The organism is Moorena sp. SIO4E2 (genome assembly GCF_010671945.1).
Classification (GTDB): Bacteria; Cyanobacteriota; Cyanobacteriia; order Cyanobacteriales; family Coleofasciculaceae; genus Moorena; species Moorena producens.
Genome location: NZ_JAAHIE010000642.1, coordinates 1 through 3,718 on the forward strand (window position 1 = coordinate 1; position 3,718 = coordinate 3,718).

At 44.0% G+C, this 3,718-nt stretch carries 2 protein-coding genes; both read left to right on the plus strand.

From position 1 onward, the window contains the following. The first annotated feature begins 59 nt into the window (after positions 1-59). On the plus strand, positions 60-3,095 hold the full coding sequence (locus tag F6K37_RS34635; protein WP_287255356.1) for an RHS repeat domain-containing protein: 3,036 nt from the start codon (positions 60-62) through the stop codon (positions 3,093-3,095). 411 nt (positions 3,096-3,506) lie between these two features. Further along, positions 3,507-3,718: PTS sugar transporter subunit IIA domain-containing protein (locus F6K37_RS34640; protein ID WP_502709595.1), on the plus strand; the 212-nt coding region annotated here is incomplete at its 3' end.

Here is a 3,718-nt window from a genome sequence, read left to right on the forward strand (position 1 = left end):
AAGTCTGACCGAATACTATTACGACATGGATGATTTCCGGGAGGGATATGATGACTAAAGTGACTAAAAACTTACAGGGTCGCTTAGCTCGAGTTAAGCATCGGGATAGCCTCGAAGATAACTGGGTAGAGACCATTTTCCGCTACGATGACCTCGGTAGAGTCGCACGGGTAGGAGATGGAGAAGCGAACCCGAAAGTTGTTCATTATGAATACAACAATTCCGGGCTAGTGACAAAGATGACCTATCCCACCAATACTCCTACTGAAATCGAGTATAGCTACGACTCTCTGGGTCGCCGGTGCGAAATCAAAAATCAGAGTAGCAACCGAGTTTATGCAACCAATTATCAATACAATATTGAACATCAATTGGTATCGCGTACTCTCAATCCTGAAAGCGACCCCTATGATGAAATCATAAAATATGACTTTCAGGAACGGCCGATCGACAAAGAGTACAAAGCCAATAGTGATTCCTACTTCAAGCAACAACTTGACTACCTACCGGGATTTTTGTCCCAAATCCCCGTGAATCAACTGGAAAATGCTCCAGATCGAAGGACGAGGAGACGCAGGGGTCTGGGGAGGCGCAAAGCTTCTAACAATAAAAATTTTCCCTCACAAACTTCCGTCTCAAATCTTAAATTCAAAGCGAACAGAGGACTAGCAGCATTCCAGTCCGATCTGGATTTTGAAACAGACTTGTATCTGGAAGATAATCGGTATTGTACTGTCTTCACTGACGATGACTCTGGTACTACCCTGATTACCCTACATTTCACAACATTCTTGCCAAACCTTCAATTCAGTTTCACCTACCAAAGTATGTTTGAGGGGTACAAGATTGAGGTCTTGGGTCAAGGTGGCATGTTTTTACGCGTCTCCAATGGTCGATTCATTGCTGGAACTGAAAACAATGCCACCTTATTTGAACTTGAAGAGGAAGGAGAGGGGTTTCGATTAAAACAATTACTCGATCCAGACAAATATTGGGGTTTGGATGAGGACACTCAGGTGATTTTTGTGGAACGCACCAACGCTGTCACGATGTATAAGGATGCTCCATCACAAGCGCCTGAAGGTTATATCTTCTGTCAATCCGATGGACAGACTCCACCGCAACCTAGTCGGGATCAGGAGATGACGATGATTAGAGGGTCTAGACCCAATGGCGAGCCAACATACCATCTGGTTGTCAAAAACAGTCAAGACCCAAGAACCCGCTTCCGTATTGAGGAAATTGTAAACGTAGAAGATCAATTTCATATCAAGGTATTGGATGGAGAGGCAGAAGATCGATTGCTCGCTGTTGATGATAATCATTTGCAAGTTGAATCTTTTCCATCAACATCATCAGGCAATGCGAGAACTCGTTTCGCAATCTCCAGTCATCAAATTCCTCCGCCTGGAGGTTATGATTATTACGTTATCAGGACGATTATGATTTACGTAAACGAACAGGTGATCGGGGTGAAGAGCAACGAGGCTGTTCGCGGTGCACCTACGTCTGGTTGGTGGTTGAGAATAGGCGAACCCGTGCGGGGGTCTCTTGCGCAGCAATCTGCTGGGGCACTCCTCAATGCAACTTACAAATCTGATTTCATCGTTAACACTACCTTCCAGGGTTCTAAATACAACTTCAGCGACCTGGATGTCGTCTACGACTATGATTATTTGGGGCGACTGATCGCTTCTGCCAAAGAGAGTGAGACCAGCTACCAATACGATCGTAACGGCAACTTAGATCGGATCGATGGTCGTAGCTACGAGTATTTTTCCGGTTCTAACAAACTGCAACGCATTGTTGATAATAGTCAGACCATTCGTGAGGTTACAGACTATGATAACCTAGGCAACATTACCGTCATGACCAACTCAGAGGGTCAGCAAGTTACATTGACGAGACGAGTGCTAGGAGATTTAGTCAATGGCGTACAGATTCAAGGCGGAAGCACCATCACCTTACAATACGACGGTTTGGGTCGAAGAGTAAAAAAACAATCAACTACGACTGAAGAATACATCTACGGTCGGGGTAAACTCCCTTTAGTTGTTAAAGGGGTTGCTGGTGTTGAGGAGTTGCTCTACATTTATGATGGCGATAGCATCATCGGATTTGAAGAAAACGGTAATACAACCTATTTACTGAGCGATCATCTTGGTTCCACTCGAGTTGCTATTGATAGCAATAACAATAGCTTGTGTAGCTTCGAGTACGATGATTTTGGGAAAACGGTAGTTGCTCCCTCATCTGAAAACGAAGCACAGAAAGTCAGCTTCCGCTATGCCGGTCAATGGTGGGATGAAGATTTACAACTTTATCATTATCACAGCCGTTTCTACGATCCAGACTTGAGGAGATTTATCAGTATAGATCCAGCAAGAGAAGGTTTTAGTCCTTACGTATATGTAGGGAACAATCCCATTAACCGCATCGATCCTTCCGGCTTATTCTCATTCAAGAAAAGGTCAGGGAGTTACGATTTGCTGTCAGCACAATCTGATAAAAAAAGCGAAAAGAAAGGTAAATTCGACATCATCAAGGAGATGTTTGGAGAAGCAAAAGAACGACTTTCAGAGCTAGAAATCCCAGGCAAAACAGAGGATTCACAATCAGAATATACGATTAGTTCAGAACTATTCGACCAAAATAATTACGGCAGCCAACTGCAAAACACAACGTCTGGTATTCGACCAGAAACTAGGCTACACGAGACCTACATTGGTACAACTGCATTCAGTTCTGCTGATAGTCCCCGCTTCACCTTAGCCTCCTACCTGGAGCCTCAAAGAAATCTAATTGAAGCAGGCGATATTAACAGCGTACTACAATTTAGCCAATTGGATTATGCAATAGAGCCGGATTTTCAAGCAATGCTTCAAACACCTGAAAGTAAAGCTATGAACGATTCTTTTGAGCAGATGACAACCAATATTCCTCCCTCTAGCTATACCCAGGGTGACAAGGAGATAGCAGTTACTCCACTCTTAAGGGACAAAGTCGAGCTAATTTTAGCGCGAAGGGCAGCAGAAACAGGAAGATTTCTAACTAAGGCAGAGGAGGAGGAAATACGAGAAATGCTGGGAATTTAATATAGCAGTTCTCAATTTGATGAGGTACAATCAACTGATTTTTTAGGGAACAGGGAACAAGGAACAGTAAATGTATTGAGGGGGTGACAGGCTCCCTCAAACACACCAAAGAGAGATTTTTAACCCACATTGGGTTAAAAGTCTCTCTGTTGTAAAGGTGCGCTTGACCCATTAAGAATTAAATTCGCCACGGGTCGCACCTAAATGTTGCTAGTGGTGCTTTAGGGACGGGGGAGCCCTCATTTTCAGCGTTGCTGAATATCGGAATGTAATCACATCTATTCGGGTCAGTTGTCAGTTACCCTCCATGATTCTATTAATCAGCAATGCCTTCCCTTTTGCCTCTTGCCTCTTGCCTCTTGCCTAAGGGAGTATGTTCACAACTCAAATACAAAGGTGTTTATATACCTTATGATCTCAATTGTGATTATCTCCCACAGTGCTAAGCTAGCCGCTGGGGTCAAGGAATTAGCTGAACAGATGGTTCACACATCCGTACCGATTGCGATCGCAGCTGGTATTGATGACCCGGAAAATCCCTTTGGTACCGATGTGCTGCAAGTCCAAGCTGCCATTGAGTCGGTTTACTCCGATGCTGGGGTAGTGGTATTAATGGATTTAGG